The organism is Paraburkholderia caffeinilytica (assembly GCF_051027425.1).
GTDB classification, from domain to species: domain Bacteria; phylum Pseudomonadota; class Gammaproteobacteria; order Burkholderiales; family Burkholderiaceae; genus Paraburkholderia; species Paraburkholderia caffeinilytica_A.
Window position 1 is genome coordinate 3,861,996 of record NZ_CP186552.1, and the last position, 13,260, is coordinate 3,875,255.

The following is a 13,260-nucleotide window of genomic DNA, read 5'->3' on the forward strand; positions in this document are numbered from 1 at the left end:
TGCACACGAAGCGATTAACGCTTCGAGAATTGCTTCCGGCGACGTGCCTTGTGGAAGCCGACCTTCTTACGTTCGACTTCACGAGCGTCACGCGTAACGAAGCCAGCCTTCGACAGTTCCGGCTTCAGCGTTGCGTCGTAGTCCATCAGCGCGCGGGTGATGCCGTGGCGAACCGCACCGGCTTGACCCGTTTCACCGCCACCGTTCACGTTGACTTTGATGTCGAACGTAACGCCGTGGTTCGTGAGTTCCAGCGGCTGACGCACGATCATCAGCGACGTTTCGCGCGAGAAGTAATCGGCGATAGGCTTGCCGTTTACAATGATCTCGCCCTTGCCAGCCTTGATGAAGACGCGTGCGACGGCGCTCTTGCGGCGGCCCGTGCCGTAATTCCAGTTACCGATCATGTGGGCTCCCCTTAGATCTCGAGCGCTTTCGGCTGTTGTGCCGAATGCGGATGCGTTGCTTCAGCGTAGACCTTCAGCTTCTTGATCATCGCGTAGCCGAGCGGGCCCTTCGGCAGCATGCCCTTGACCGCTTTCTCGAGCGCACGGCCCGGGAAGCGTTCTTGCATCTTGCCGAACGTCGTTTCATAAATACCGCCCGGGTAACCCGAGTGACGGTAGTACTTCTTGTCCGTAGTCTTGTTGCCCGTGACACGGAGCTTGCCAGCGTTGATAACGATGATGAAATCACCGGTGTCGACGTGCGGAGTGAATTCAGGCTTGTGCTTGCCGCGAAGACGGTGTGCCACTTCGCTGGCGACACGCCCGAGAACCTTATCCGTCGCGTCAATCACGTACCATTCACGCGTAACCTCATGGGCTTTTGCGGAAAACGTCTTCATGATCGATCCAAAAAAATTGCTGCGCCCAATGTATTTTTTCCTGCTTGTAGTGTGCGCATCGAGGCGCGTGCAGGCTCTCCCTGGTTCTTCCTCCGCGGGCGCGGATGCGGAAAAGCTCTGAATTATAAAGGAATTTGTCACGTAGAGTCAAAGCCTGCGGGGTTTCGGGCGAGAAGTTATGCGTCGTGACGGCGGAACAGCGCCGTTCGACCTTCCTCGTGGCCCACCGAACGGCATCGGCAAAAGGAAAATACGGGCGAAAAAAAACCCGAACGAGCGGTTCGGGTTTAATCCACCAAAGGAGGAGGTGGAGGAGACAGCGGAGGTTGCAGAACTGCTGCAACCGATGGGATCGATTATATGAGGCACCCTTGTGCAACGCAAGAACATTTGCATTGTGAAATGTGATTTTACATTATGACAATTCATTCTACAGACTAAAAACCCGATGAATTTCTTTTAAAATCAAAGCCCGCCCTCATTTTAAACGTCTGCCTAAACAGGTATCGGCTAGAGTAAAACCCCTAAACCCGCCAGGACATTCCCGAACCGGCGAAACATGCCGCACCGCAACACGCAAGCCGTCATTGCGCATAAATTTCGACGAAAGTCCCTTCGGGCGGACACGCAAACACCGGGCTACAATGCCGTTTCGATATAAGCGCAGCGCGGTGGAGCACAGCATGGAATGCAAAGTGAGCTGGATGGGCGAAGACGGGATGGCATTTGCGGCCGAGACGGGCAGCGGTCATCTGGTCACGATGGACGGCGCGCCGGAAGGCGGCGGCCGCAATCTTTCGCCGCGTCCGATGGAAATGGTTCTGCTCGGCACGGGCGGCTGCACGGCGTACGACGTCGTGATGATCCTGAAGAAAAGCCGCCAGGAAATCGTCGGCTGCTCGGTGACCCTGAAAGCCGAACGCGCCAGCGAAGACCCGAAAGTGTTCACCAAAGTCCACTTCCACTTCACCGTGACGGGCAAGAATCTGAACCCGGCTACGGTAGAACGCGCGATCAATCTGTCGCACGACAAGTACTGCTCGGCGTCGATCATGATCGCGAAGACCGCCGAACTCACGCACTCGTTCGACATCGTCGCAGGTTAAGCGAGATAAGCGCGGCGCTTCGGCCTCGGCGCGGATAGCCGCGCATTTAGCCAAACCGGCGCGTCAAAGTAAAAATGCCGGCGTCCACACGGACGCCGGCATTTTTTGTTGAGTGGCAAAGCAAGCCGATAAGCCGGATTCTGTGCACGCGTCACGTCCGAAAACGCGACGCGCGTAGCAGTCATTCCTCTAGGCGCGCCATTACTGACGTGCTCAAGCTTCCTACCCGCTGACGTGACGGGGGCCCCGTCCTGCATCTCGAAGATGCTAGCCAGCCTACTTGGAATTGCTCCGGGTGGAGGTTACCGTGCCGGTCTGCCTTGCAGCAGCCGCGGTGCGCTCTTACCGCACCGTTTCACCCTTACCTGATCCCGGCTTGCGCCGGGCCATCGGCGGTTTGCTTTCTGTTGCCCTGTTCCGCGTGTCACCACGGATGGCCGTTAGCCATCACCCTGCCCTATGGAGTCCGGACTTTCCTCGCCCTCTTTGGCCGAAGCCGCAGAGGCCGCGACTGCCTAGCCTGCTTTGCTGGGGCGCATTTTAACATCTGCAGGGATGGGAAGCCGCGTCGGCGGGAGAAATAGCCGGATCGCCCGGCGCGAACAATCCGGATCTCATCGCGATGCCGCGACGCCATGCCCGTGCGGTCAGCGTGTGTGCGGCTATCCGCCAACGCCGCTTGAACAACCCCTTGAAAAACTTCAAGTGGACTGAGAAAGCTTGTCGCGTACAGGGCTCCAATGAAGCCACTTTCAAGCAATTCCACGTGGACCTACAGGGCCCTACCGCACGCGACGTCCAGCTCGAAATACCGAGGCATCCTCGTAAAACGCCGGCGCTTCGTTCTCGGGCCACCATCCCGGAATGCCCAATACGGGCAGCGGCGCGAACATGCGGCTCGTCAATGCGTCGGTGCCCAATAGCGCCGTGCTTACAGACTCGTCGAGCCATGCGTCGCGCGCCGCGGCGCCCCATTCGAAGTACTCGGACGGCACGTCGACGATCCACGCGTGGCCCGTGCAGGCCTTGAACGGCGCGATCAGCTTTTCCAGCAACGCGTGACCGAAGCAGCGCACTTCGCAGCGTGCGCCCCAGGCATCACGATGAGCAACCATCAGCGTCTGCCAGTCGAATCCGCGCAATGCCTCGCTCAACACCGGGTCGGCACAGGCGAACAGCAACGCGTTTTCGTCGAACAGGGTCAATGTATCGCGCACGCCGCCGCGGGTCGGACCGACGCCTAACACGTCGATCGCCGCCGACTGCCGCGCGTTCAGCGCCGCCTTGATCCGCGGAAACGCAAACCACATCGACCCGTTGAAGAAGTCATGCAGGTTGTGACGCGTCGGCACGCAGCCCGTCGACGCGATGTGCGCCTCGTAAGCCGCTCCCGGCGGCAGATCGTCCTGCGCAATGAACGCGAGACGCTGACCGCGCCCTGTGACCTGCCGCATCTCGGCGGCATCGGCATTCATTTCTGCCAGCAAGGCCGCGTAGCTCGTCAGCGCGCCCTGCTGCCAGCGCTCGCCGCGCGCCGCGAATTGCGCGAACCACGGCTTCGACCAGTCGATATCGGCAAAACCGGAATCCACGCGCGCCGCCTCTTGCCCCTGCATCTAATGCAAGCTCAGACGAGGCGCCAACCAATCGACTCGCCGCCACGCAGCGGCACAACAGGCGTGTCGCCAACCGGCAATTCAGCAGGCAGCGTCCATTCTTCGCGACGCAGCGTGACCTTCTCCTCGCTTCTCGGCAGACCATAGAAGTCCGCGCCGAAGAAGCTGGCGAAGCCTTCGAGCTTGTCCAGCGCGCCGGCTTTATCGAACGCTTCCGTGTACAGCTCGAGCGCATGCAACGCCGTGTAGCAGCCCGCGCAGCCGCATGCGTGCTCCTTCAAACCCTTCGGATGCGGCGCGCTATCGGTGCCGAGGAAGAAACGCGGATTGCCCGAAGTCGCCGCCTCGACCAGCGCCACGCGATGCGTCTCGCGCTTCAACACCGGCAGGCAGTAGTAATGCGGGCGAATGCCGCCCTGGAAGATCGCGTTGCGGTTGTACAGCAGATGATGCGCGGTGATCGTCGCGCCCAGCAGCCCCGGCGCCACGCCGGCTTCACGAATGTAGTCGACTGCATCTTTCGTGGTGATGTGCTCGAACACCACCTTCAGCGCCGGAAATGCGCGGCGCAGCGGCGTCATCACGCGGTCGATGAACACTTTCTCGCGGTCGAACAGGTCGATCGACGAATCCGTCACTTCGCCGTGCACCAGCAGCGGCATACCGGTTTCCTGCATCATTTCGAGCGTTCTGGCGCACTTCATGATGTCGGTCACGCCCGCGTCCGAGTTGGTCGTGGCGCCCGCCGGGTACAGCTTCACGCCATGCACGAAGCCGCTTTCGCGCGCGCGGCGGATTTCGTCGGGCGGCGTGTTGTCGGTCAGGTATAGCGTCATCAGCGGTTCGAACTTCGCCCCGGCCGGAATCGCGGCGACGATGCGCTCGCGGTACGCCGCTGCCATCGCGGTCGTGGTAACCGGCGGCTTCAGGTTAGGCATGATGATCGCGCGGCCGAACTGACGCGCGGTATCCGGCAACACGGCAGCGAGCATCTCGCCGTCGCGAACGTGCAGGTGCCAGTCGTCCGGGCGGGCGAGCGTAACTGAGTCGATGGAGTCGATCGAATCGAGGGAGGCGTTGGATGCGGTCATGGCGAGAGGGGAACGAGATTCGGCGATAAAAGTGCGATCGACGTGGGCACACCGTGGCAATTCGTGCCGTTGCGGCCTGAACACACGTCAATTTTGCTATTTGGCGCTTCTGGCTCAGTGATATGCTTGGAAAATCATCATTGTAACGGCTTGCCCCGTTCACAGGCTTACCCGCAACATGTGCCAACTTCTCGGAATGAACTGCGCCGCGCCGACGGACGTCACGTTCTCGTTCACCGGCTTTGCGGCGCGCGGCGGCGTCACCGATCACCACGCGGACGGCTGGGGCATCGCCTTCTTCGAAGACAAAGCCTGCCGCCTGTTCATCGACCATCAATCGTCGGCCACGTCGCCGATCGCCGAGATGGTCAAGCGCTACCCGATCAAATCGAAGAACACGATCGCGCATATTCGCAAGGCGACGCAAGGACACATCCTGCTCGAAAACTGCCATCCGTTCATGCGCGAACTGTGGGGGCGCCACTGGATCTTCGCGCACAACGGGGATCTGAAAGATTATTCGCCGGCGCTAAATGGCGTCTATCAACCGGTCGGCACAACCGATAGCGAGCTCGCCTTCTGCGCGCTGCTGCAAGGCTTGCGCAAGGCGTTCCCGGGCTGCCAGCCGCCGCTGGAAGAACTTTTCGAAGCGCTCGAAACGCTCACGCGCGAGATCACGCAGTTCGGCGTGTTCAATTTCCTGATGTCGAATGGCCAGGCGCTGTTCGCGCACTGCTCGACGCATCTGCATTACATCGTGCGGCGCTGGCCGTTCTCGACCGCACATCTGGTCGATGCGGACGTGTCGATCGACTTCGCCAAATACACGACGCCGGAAGACCGTGTCGCCGTGATCGCGACCAAGCCGCTGACCGATAACGAAGTCTGGACCGCCTTCCAGCCAGGCGATCTGATGATGTTCCAGCATGGCGAAGTCATCGGACGGGTCAACGTGCCCGTGCCGGCGTCGGTGCTGGAAAAGCTGCGCAATCCGGAATTGGATGCCTCGGCTTCAGCGACTACGATTGCGGCCTCGGTTGAGGCAGTGGTCACGACCGAAGTCGACCTCGAAGCCGCGGACGACACCGCCGCTTTCGAGTCCTGATCTGCGACTGCGCTCGCTAACATCGGAAAAAGTGTCGACGCGATTCAGGACGCGTTGTCAGAAACAAAAAAGCCGCTTCTCCCGAAGCGGCTTTTTTTCTGCGCCGGCCACGCCATATAAGCAGCGTGGCCGATAAAACCCTCAGTGCAGGATCTTCGCCAGAAAATCCTTCGCGCGATCCGACTTCGGATTGGCGAAGAAGTCTTCCTTGCGATCGTCTTCCACGATCAAGCCCTTGTCCATGAAGATCACGCGGTGCGCGACCTTCTTGGCAAAGCCCATTTCGTGAGTGACGCACATCATCGTCATGCCTTCCTGCGCGAGTTCGACCATCACGTCGAGCACTTCGTTGATCATTTCCGGATCGAGCGCGGAAGTCGGCTCATCGAACAGCATCGCGATCGGGTCCATCGACAACGCGCGCGCAATTGCCACACGTTGCTGCTGACCGCCCGACAACTGCCCGGGAAACTTATCCGCATGCGCGCGCAGACCGACGCGATCGAGCAGCTTGTAGCCCTTGGCCGTGGCTTCGTCTTTCGAGCGGCCGAGCACCTTGATCTGCGCGAGCGTCAGGTTCTGCACGATCGACAGATGCGGGAACAGCTCGAAATGCTGGAACACCATGCCGACCTTGGCACGCAGCTTCGACAGGTTGGTTTTCTTGTCGGTCAGCGATTGGCCGTTGATGACGATCTCGCCCTTCTGGAACGGCTCGAGGCCGTTGACGGTCTTGATCAGCGTGGACTTGCCCGAACCCGACGGGCCGCACACCACCACCACTTCACCTTTTTTGACTTCCGTCGTGCAGTCGGTCAGCACTTGAAACTGACCGTACCACTTCGAAACATTCTTGATAGAGATCATCTTGCGACCTTTTTCTGAAGACCTTTGACGAGGCTCGACGCGATCACGCAGATCACGAAATAACACGCCCCCGCGAACAGTACCATCTCGACATTCGTGCCGTCACGGTCGCCAATATTCGTGGCGGTGCGGAAGAAGTCGGCGAGGCTGATCACGTAGACGAGCGACGTATCCTGAAACAGCACGATGCCTTGCGTAAGCAGCAACGGCACCATCGCGCGGAACGCCTGCGGCAGCACGATGAGGCGCATCGCCTGCGGGTAGCTCATGCCGAGCGCGAACGCGGCATTGACCTGCCCGCGCGGCACTGCCTGAATACCGGCGCGGATGATTTCCGAATAGTACGCAGCCTCGAACAGCGAGAAAGCGACCATCGCCGACGCCAGCCGAATGTCGATATCCGGCGACAAACCCAGTACGTTCTGCAGCACCTGCGGCACGATCAGGAAAAACCACAGCAGCACCATCACCAGCGGGATCGAACGGAAAATCGTGACATAACCCTTCGCGAACCATTCGAACGGCTTGAACGGCGAGAGCCGCATGATCGCGAGAAGGGTGCCCCAGATAATGCCGATCACGATGGCAATCAGCGTGATCTTGATAGTGACGATGGCGCCGGTCCACAGCGTAGGCAGTGCGCCCGGAATACCGCTCCAGTCGAAATGATGCATCACTTACCTCCGATATAGCCGGGCAACCGGGTCTTGTGTTCGACCCAGCGCATCAGTTGCATCACGACCAGATTGATCAGCACATACGCCAGCGTGACCGCGATGAACGACTCATACGTCTGCGACGTGTAGTCGACCAGTTGGCGCGCCTGGGCGGACAGATCCAGCAGACCGATGGTCGACGCGACCGCCGAGTTCTTGAAAATATTCAGAAACTCGGACGTAAGCGGCGGCACGATGATCCGGTACGCAACCGGCAGCAGCACATAGCGGTACGTCTGCCATTGCGTGAAACCCATGGCCAGGCCCGCGGCGCGCTGGCCCTTCGGCAACGCGTTGATGCCCGAGCGCACCTGCTCGCATACGCGCGCGGCGGTGAAGAGCCCGAGACAGATAATCGACGACGAGAAGAACTGCGCACCCGGCGGCAGTTGCTTGTACCAGGTACCGATCGACACCGGCAGCAACTCCGGTATCACCAGATACCAGATGAAAAACTGCACGATCAGCGGAATGTTGCGGAAAATCGCGACGTAGAGCGTGCCGATGCCCGACGCCCACTTGTTCGGCACCGTGCGCAGCACGCCGAACAACGAACCGACGATCAGCGCGATCACCCATGCCGACAGCGACACGGTAATCGTCACCCAGAAGCCGGACAGCAGCCAGCCCAGATAGGTGGTCGGCTCGCCGGTGGAGACCGGACTCAGCAGAATGCCCCAGTTCCAGTGATATGACATGACCAAGACTCCAGCAAAAAGAAACGGAAGAAGCGCGCGGCCCCTTCCGTTTCGTTCAGCGTTTCAAAAAAACAGCTAAGGTTTAATCGATAGCCTTGTCATTCGGGCTCTTGTAGAGCGCCTTGATGTCGTCGCTTTCCGGGAAGTTCAGGTTCAGGCCCTTCGGCGGAATCGGCGATTCGAACCACTTCTTGTAGATCTGATCGGCTTCGCCCGAGGTTTCGACCTTCGCGATCGCGTCGTCCACCACCTTCTTGAATTCCGGATCGTTCTTGCGAATCATGCAGCCGTACGCTTCATGCGATTGCGGCGTGCCGACGATCACGAAATCGCCCGGGTTGTTCGACTTGGCGCGCTCGCCTGCCAGCAGCGCATCGTCCATCATGAACGCAGCGGCACGGCCGGTGGAGAGCGTCAGGAACGACTCGCCGTGGTCCTTCGCGCTGATGATGTTCATGCCCATGCTCTTGTCCTGGTTCATCTTGCGAAGCAGGCGCTCGGAGGTGGTGCCGGCCGTCGTGACGACGGTCTTGCCCTTCAGGTCCGCGAAATCCTTGATGCCGGAGTCTTTCTTGGTCATCAAACGCGTGCCGATCACGAAGATCGTGTTCGAGAACGAAGCCTGTTGCTGGCGCTCGGCGTTATTGGTGGTCGAGCCGCATTCCATGTCGACGGTGCCGTTCTGCACCAGCGGAATACGGTTTTGCGACGTGACAGGCGTCAGCTTGACCTTCAGGTTAGGCATGTTCAGCTTCGCCTTGACCGCCTCAACCACCTTCAGCGCGAATTCCTGCGAGTAGCCGATGACATTCTGCTTGTCGTCGTAATACGAAAACGGGATCGACGATTCGCGGTGTCCCAGCGAAATGACGCCCGTATCTTTGATCTTTTTCAGCGTACCAGCGTCTTGCGCATGCGCGCCAACCGTAAACAGTCCGAGAGTCGCGAGCAGCAGCGCAGCTTTTTTAACCTTCATGTGTGATCTCCTTGGCAAGAACCGGCGCCAGTTTAGCAAAGTAATTATTCTGAAAGTATTGCTATAAACCATGTTTGTTGCGTGCCTGCCGCTACGGGCTTACGGTACCTTATTCCAGCAATCCCGTAGCGGCAGACACGCAAAGGCGGGCGGCATCGATACGATGCCGCCCGCCGGGTAAGACACGCGGTCTTTTGAACCACGTCAAAGCAAGGATTGACAGCGGGTCCGAGATGGCGGGCCCACCGTTTCATGCAAAACGATCAGAAGTAAATCAGGGGTACAGGCCGCGCAATTCGCGCGCTTCGAGAATCCGCTTACACGCAACGATAAACGCCGCGGTCCGCACGGACACCTTCTGTTCGCTCGACACTTGCCAGACTGCGGCAAAGGCTTCGCGCATCACGCGTTCGAGACGCTGGTTGATTTCGTCTTCGGTCCAGAAGAAGCTCGAGAAGTCTTGCACCCACTCGAAGTACGACACCGTCACGCCACCGGCGTTGGCCACCACGTCCGGAATCACGAGAATGCCGCGGTCGTGCAGAATGTCGTCCGCGGCCGTGGTGGTCGGGCCGTTGGCGCCTTCCACGACGATCTTCGTCTTGATCTTGCCGGCGTTCTTTTCGGTAATCTGGTTTTCCAGCGCGGCCGGAATCAGGATGTCGGATTCGACGTTCCAGAATTCTTCGTTCGTGACTGCATCGGCTTCAGGGAAACCGCCCACGCCGCCGGTCTTCGCCACGTGAGCCAGCAGCGCAACAGCGTCGATACCCGTCGACTTATACAGCGAGCCGGTGTGATCCTGCACCGCGACCAGCTTCGAGCCCGCTTCCTGGAACAGACGTGCGGCGATACCGCCCACGTTACCGAAGCCTTGAACGGCAATCCGTGCGCCTTCGATTTCGACACCAATGCGGCGCGCGGCTTCGGAGGCCACCACGAACACGCCGCGGCCCGTCGCTTCACGACGGCCCAGCGAACCGCCGAGCGTGATCGGCTTGCCGGTCACGACGCCCGTAGCCGTTTGGCCCTGGTTCATCGAGTACGTGTCCATCATCCACGCCATGATCTGCTCGTTCGTGTTCACGTCCGGCGCGGGAATGTCGGTATTCGGTCCGATGATGATGCCGATTTCGCTCGTGTAGCGGCGCGTCACGCGCTCCAGCTCACCGCGCGACAGCGTACGCGGATCGACACGGATACCGCCCTTTGCGCCGCCGTACGGCACGTTCACGGCCGCATTTTTCACCGACATCCATGCCGACAGCGCCATCACTTCCGACAACGTCACGTCCTGGTGATAACGCACACCGCCCTTACCCGGACCGCGCGACACGTTGTGCTGCACGCGATAGCCTTCGAAGTGCGCAACCGTGCCGTTATCGAGTTCGATAGGCACATCGACGATCAGAATGCGCTTCGGGCGCTTCAGGGTTTCGAGCCAGCGGGACAGCGAGCCGAGATACGGCGCGACGCGGTCGACCTGACGCAGGTAGTTGCCCCACGGGCCGAGGTCGTCTTTATTCAGGTAGGAGGGAACCGACTGCAACGTTGATGCGGATTGTGCGACTTGCTGCTGGGATGACATGAACGCTCCGGCGTTGATCGAGTGACAGCATTGTCGAAAAACGCCGTTTTGAAATCCAATGCCGTTTCCTTATCCGATTATGTTTTTTTTGCATAACCATCGAAAAGCCGCAAATTCGCGTCGTAGGGAAGCAGGTTCTCAGGCTGCGCCTTCGCGTTGGGCGAGTTCCTCCGACACCACGTCCCACAGTTGCCGCACGAGTATTTGCCGCGCATCGTCGCTCTTTGCCGCGAGCTTGTCGCGATAGAGCCGGATCTCCATGCTTAGCGTGAGCTGGCCTTCAGGTGTGCCGCGAGTCGCCCGATCGAGGCGGATCAGCTTGCCGTCGGCGGTCGCGTCTTCCACCGCGCTGTGCGGCAGAAAGGCGATCCCGTGGCCGGCCAGCGCCATGGCCTTGAGTCCTTCGGCCATGTCGGTTTCGTAGAGACGGTCGAGATACAGGCGTTCCGGCGCGTTGGCGAGGATCACCTCGGTCATGCGGCCCAGGTACGCGTTCGGCGTGTAGGTCAGATAGGGCGTGGGCGCTTCGGCCGTGCCCGGCAGCGTGTGCCGGGGCCGCCCGGCGCGGCCCGGCGCCGAGAACGGGCTGATCGGCTCGGTGCCGAGCGTGAGCATGTCGTAGCGTGCCGGATCGAGCGCGACCGGATGACTCGGATGGTGATAGCCCATCATCAGATCGCAGCCGCCTTCCACCAGCGACAAAGCCGCGTCGTGCACATTCAACGCCCGCAACCGCGTGTGGATCGGGCCCATCTGCGCCTCGATACGCTGCAGCCAGCGCGGGAAGTACGTGAGCGACAGCGTGTGCGGCACCGCGAACTCGATGGTCGCCTGCGGCGTCGCGGTATGGCCGCGCAGCAGCGCGCGTGCCTCGTGGAACTGCGACAGCATCGCGAGCGCCTGTTCGTTGAATACCTGGCCGGCCGCGGTCAGCCGCGTCGGATAAACCGAACGGTCGATCAGTTCGGTGCCGAGCCACGCTTCCAGCGCCTGGATACGCCGCGAAAAGGCCGGCTGCGTGACGTGACGCAATTCGGCCGAGCGGCTGAAACTACGCGTTTCCGCGAGCGAAACGAAGTCTTCGAGCCATTTCAGTTCCATGCGTAGCCTGCTGCCGGCGGAAGGGAAGAAGTCAGCATTCTAGCGGCGCGGGGTGGTGCCGCCGGGTTGAGTGGTAAAATTCGCGGTTCCCTCCGTTCCCGATCCGCCTTCTGAGCGCTCACGCCCCATCATGTCCGACACCCGCCCCGACACCCTGTTCGCGCTGAACGCGCTCTCCCCGCTCGACGGCCGCTACGCCTCGAAAACCGAAGCCCTGCGCGACTGGCTCTCGGAAGCCGCTTTCATGCGCAATCGCGTGACGGTTGAAATCCATTGGCTGATCGCCCTGTCGCAAGCCGGTTTCGCCGAAGTGCCGCGTTTTTCCGAAGCCGCCGAACAATTCCTGCTGCAACTGGCCGAGCGCTTCACCGCGCACGACGCCGCTCGCATCAAGGAAATCGAACGCGTGACGAATCACGACGTGAAAGCGGTCGAGTACTGGCTGAAGGAGTCGGTCAAGGGTCAGGAAGAACTGGAACGCGCGAGCGAGTTCATTCACTTTGCCTGCACCTCGGAAGACATCAACAACACGTCGCACGGGCTGATGCTCGCCGGCGCACGTGAACACGTGATCCTGCCGGCACTGCGTTCGGTGCATCAGCGCCTCGTCGCGCTGGCTCACGCGCAAGCCGACCAGCCGATGCTGTCGCGCACGCACGGTCAACCGGCCAGCCCCACCACGCTCGGCAAGGAAATCGCCAACGTCGCCGCGCGTCTGGAACGCGCGATCGAGCGCATCGCGAAGGTCGAGCTGCTCGGCAAGATGAACGGCGCGGTCGGCAACTTCAATGCGCACCTGTCCGCGTATCCGGAATTCGACTGGGAAGCGTTTTCGCGCCAGGTGGTCGAGCAACGTCTGAAGCTCACGTTCAATCCGTACACGATCCAGATCGAACCGCACGACTACATGGCCGAACTGTTCGACGCCGTGTCGCGCGCGAACATCATCCTGCTGGATCTGGATCGCGATGTGTGGGGCTACATCTCGGTCGGTTACTTCAAGCAGCGCACGAAGGCCGGCGAAATCGGTTCGTCGACGATGCCGCACAAGGTCAACCCGATCGACTTCGAAAATTCGGAAGGCAATCTCGGTCTGGCCAACGCCACGCTGCGCCATCTGGCCGACAAGCTGCCGGTTTCGCGCTGGCAGCGCGATCTGACCGACTCGACGGTGCTGCGCAATATCGGTGTCGCGTTCGGCTACTCGCTGCTCGCCTACGACTCGCTGATCCGCGGCCTCGACAAGCTCGAAGTCAACGCGCAGCGTCTGAACGAAGACCTCGACAACTGCTGGGAAGTGCTGGCCGAGCCGGTGCAAACGGTGATGCGCCGTTACGGCATCGAGAACCCGTACGAGCAGTTGAAAGAACTGACGCGCGGCAAGGGCATCACGCGTGAAGCGTTGCAAACGTTCGTGACCGGTCTGGCGATTCCGCAAGATGCAAAGGATCGTTTGCTCGCCATGACGCCGGGTTCGTATATCGGCAAGGCCGTGGAACTGGCCAAGCGCATCGCTTAAGCTTCAGTCATTGCCTCGTTGCTCGGGGCA

13 protein-coding genes and 1 other RNA gene are annotated in these 13,260 nt (G+C 60.4%); 3 read left to right on the forward strand and 11 right to left on the reverse strand.

Features of this window, described 5'->3' with window-relative positions; genetic code table 11:
• Positions 1-14: 14 nt before the first annotated feature.
• Together rpsI and rplM are read right to left on the reverse strand one after the other, a co-directional pair.
• A complete protein-coding gene (gene rpsI, locus ACOSV0_RS17095; RefSeq protein WP_007180423.1) occupies positions 15-407 on the reverse strand; it encodes a 30S ribosomal protein S9 in 393 nt (130 codons plus the stop codon).
• Between the two features lie 11 nt (positions 408-418).
• Positions 419-847, reverse strand: coding sequence for a 50S ribosomal protein L13 (gene rplM / locus ACOSV0_RS17100; protein ID WP_090686673.1), 429 nt, complete (start codon positions 845-847; stop codon positions 419-421).
• Between the two features lie 683 nt (positions 848-1,530).
• Here rplM and ACOSV0_RS17105 point away from each other — a divergent pair.
• Positions 1,531-1,953, forward strand: coding sequence for an OsmC family protein (locus ACOSV0_RS17105; protein WP_434107304.1), 423 nt, complete (start codon positions 1,531-1,533; stop codon positions 1,951-1,953).
• Positions 1,954-2,066: 113 nt separating this feature from the next.
• Here ACOSV0_RS17105 and rnpB read toward each other — a convergent pair.
• From rnpB to pyrC, 3 genes are all read right to left on the reverse strand, one after another.
• An RNA gene (gene rnpB / locus ACOSV0_RS17110) (RNase P RNA component class A) lies at positions 2,067-2,480 on the reverse strand.
• A 255-nt stretch (positions 2,481-2,735) separates the two neighbouring features.
• Complete coding sequence (locus ACOSV0_RS17115; RefSeq protein ID WP_434107305.1) at positions 2,736-3,569, reverse strand: DUF3025 domain-containing protein; 834 nt, start codon at positions 3,567-3,569, stop codon at positions 2,736-2,738.
• 11 nt (positions 3,570-3,580) lie between these two features.
• The gene (pyrC, locus tag ACOSV0_RS17120; RefSeq protein ID WP_434107306.1) at positions 3,581-4,660 is read right to left on the reverse strand and encodes a dihydroorotase; all 1,080 of its coding nucleotides are present in this window, start codon (positions 4,658-4,660) and stop codon (positions 3,581-3,583) included.
• A 178-nt stretch (positions 4,661-4,838) separates the two neighbouring features.
• Here pyrC and ACOSV0_RS17125 point away from each other — a divergent pair, with 178 nt between their 5' ends.
• Complete coding sequence (locus tag ACOSV0_RS17125) at positions 4,839-5,765, forward strand: class II glutamine amidotransferase (protein ID WP_434107307.1); 927 nt, start codon at positions 4,839-4,841, stop codon at positions 5,763-5,765.
• 141 nt (positions 5,766-5,906) lie between these two features.
• On the opposite strand, the gene ACOSV0_RS17130 is transcribed toward ACOSV0_RS17125, so the two are convergent.
• From ACOSV0_RS17130 to ACOSV0_RS17155, 6 genes are all read right to left on the reverse strand, one after another.
• Positions 5,907-6,632, reverse strand: coding sequence for an amino acid ABC transporter ATP-binding protein (locus ACOSV0_RS17130; protein ID WP_408453026.1), 726 nt, complete (start codon positions 6,630-6,632; stop codon positions 5,907-5,909).
• The gene (gene gltK / locus ACOSV0_RS17135) at positions 6,629-7,306 is read right to left on the reverse strand and encodes a glutamate/aspartate ABC transporter permease GltK (protein ID WP_434107309.1); all 678 of its coding nucleotides are present in this window, start codon (positions 7,304-7,306) and stop codon (positions 6,629-6,631) included. Before gltK ends, ACOSV0_RS17130 begins: the two co-directional genes overlap by 4 nt.
• The gene (locus ACOSV0_RS17140) at positions 7,306-8,046 is read right to left on the reverse strand and encodes an amino acid ABC transporter permease (protein WP_434107310.1); all 741 of its coding nucleotides are present in this window, start codon (positions 8,044-8,046) and stop codon (positions 7,306-7,308) included. Before ACOSV0_RS17140 ends, gltK begins: the two co-directional genes overlap by 1 nt.
• A gap of 82 nt (positions 8,047-8,128) precedes the next feature.
• Positions 8,129-9,022 (reverse strand): glutamate/aspartate ABC transporter substrate-binding protein, encoded by an 894-nt coding sequence (locus ACOSV0_RS17145; protein ID WP_169485276.1) that lies wholly within the window; start codon positions 9,020-9,022, stop codon positions 8,129-8,131.
• A 274-nt stretch (positions 9,023-9,296) separates the two neighbouring features.
• The gene (locus ACOSV0_RS17150) at positions 9,297-10,610 is read right to left on the reverse strand and encodes a Glu/Leu/Phe/Val family dehydrogenase (protein ID WP_434107311.1); all 1,314 of its coding nucleotides are present in this window, start codon (positions 10,608-10,610) and stop codon (positions 9,297-9,299) included.
• A 138-nt stretch (positions 10,611-10,748) separates the two neighbouring features.
• The gene (locus ACOSV0_RS17155; protein WP_434107312.1) at positions 10,749-11,711 is read right to left on the reverse strand and encodes a LysR family transcriptional regulator; all 963 of its coding nucleotides are present in this window, start codon (positions 11,709-11,711) and stop codon (positions 10,749-10,751) included.
• Between the two features lie 130 nt (positions 11,712-11,841).
• Between ACOSV0_RS17155 and purB the strand changes: the two genes are divergently transcribed.
• Positions 11,842-13,230 carry an adenylosuccinate lyase gene (gene purB, locus ACOSV0_RS17160; protein WP_434107313.1) on the forward strand — a complete coding sequence of 463 codons (1,389 nt, stop codon included), beginning with the start codon at positions 11,842-11,844 and terminating at the stop codon, positions 13,228-13,230.
• The last annotated feature ends 30 nt before the right edge of the window (positions 13,231-13,260 follow it).

Coding starts and splice junctions, on each gene's coding strand:
- rpsI (WP_007180423.1), bottom strand. CDS start 407: ATGATCGGTAACTGGAATTACGGCACGGGCCGCCGCAAGAGCGCCGTC.
- rplM (WP_090686673.1), bottom strand. CDS start 847: ATGAAGACGTTTTCCGCAAAAGCCCATGAGGTTACGCGTGAATGGTAC.
- ACOSV0_RS17105 (WP_434107304.1), top strand. CDS start 1,531: ATGGAATGCAAAGTGAGCTGGATGGGCGAAGACGGGATGGCATTTGCG.
- ACOSV0_RS17115 (WP_434107305.1), bottom strand. CDS start 3,569: ATGCAGGGGCAAGAGGCGGCGCGCGTGGATTCCGGTTTTGCCGATATC.
- pyrC (WP_434107306.1), bottom strand. CDS start 4,660: ATGACCGCATCCAACGCCTCCCTCGATTCGATCGACTCCATCGACTCA.
- ACOSV0_RS17125 (WP_434107307.1), top strand. CDS start 4,839: ATGTGCCAACTTCTCGGAATGAACTGCGCCGCGCCGACGGACGTCACG.
- ACOSV0_RS17130 (WP_408453026.1), bottom strand. CDS start 6,632: ATGATCTCTATCAAGAATGTTTCGAAGTGGTACGGTCAGTTTCAAGTG.
- gltK (WP_434107309.1), bottom strand. CDS start 7,306: ATGCATCATTTCGACTGGAGCGGTATTCCGGGCGCACTGCCTACGCTG.
- ACOSV0_RS17140 (WP_434107310.1), bottom strand. CDS start 8,046: ATGTCATATCACTGGAACTGGGGCATTCTGCTGAGTCCGGTCTCCACC.
- ACOSV0_RS17145 (WP_169485276.1), bottom strand. CDS start 9,022: ATGAAGGTTAAAAAAGCTGCGCTGCTGCTCGCGACTCTCGGACTGTTT.
- ACOSV0_RS17150 (WP_434107311.1), bottom strand. CDS start 10,610: ATGTCATCCCAGCAGCAAGTCGCACAATCCGCATCAACGTTGCAGTCG.
- ACOSV0_RS17155 (WP_434107312.1), bottom strand. CDS start 11,711: ATGGAACTGAAATGGCTCGAAGACTTCGTTTCGCTCGCGGAAACGCGT.
- purB (WP_434107313.1), top strand. CDS start 11,842: ATGTCCGACACCCGCCCCGACACCCTGTTCGCGCTGAACGCGCTCTCC.